Genomic DNA, 386 nt, shown 5'->3' with positions numbered 1-386 from the left:
AGGTGAGATACCACCACAGTTCTTTGAAGAACCAGCGGATCCAATACATTGGGGCCTCCTGGGGCGGGGCTTCATTTGGGCCGGGCGAAGCGGGCGGCTTCGCGTTCTTCGGCGGCCTGCTGGGCGGCGGCGATGCGGGCGAGGTCGGTGGCCAGGGCCTGGAGGCTTTGGGCGAGTTCCTGGCCGGCGCGGTGCCAGCGGGCGTGGCGGGCCTGGATAGCCTGGGCGAAGGGGGAGTGGCAGCGCTCGGCCAGGGTGCGGGCGAGGGCGTCCATTTGGTCGAGATAGGCCTGGAGGTCGGCGCTGCGCTGGGCCAGGCGCTGGGCGATGGCCTGCATCCCCTCGTAATCGAAGCGGCTGGGGGTAGCCATGGGCGAATCCTCCGG

At 69.9% G+C, this 386-nt stretch carries 1 protein-coding gene; it reads right to left on the bottom strand.

Annotation, left to right across the window (positions count from 1 at the left end; translation table 11 throughout):
* Nucleotides 1–71 precede the first annotated feature (71 nt).
* On the bottom strand, nucleotides 72–386 hold a 315-nt coding region (locus CFB18_RS16310; RefSeq protein ID WP_268808079.1), incomplete at its 5' end, for a WXG100 family type VII secretion target.

This window comes from Thermoflexus hugenholtzii JAD2, assembly GCF_900187885.1.
Lineage (GTDB): Bacteria > Chloroflexota > Anaerolineae > Thermoflexales > Thermoflexaceae > Thermoflexus > Thermoflexus hugenholtzii.
Note: the sequence above shows the minus strand (reverse complement) of the source record. Positions and strands in the feature narration are given on the sequence as shown.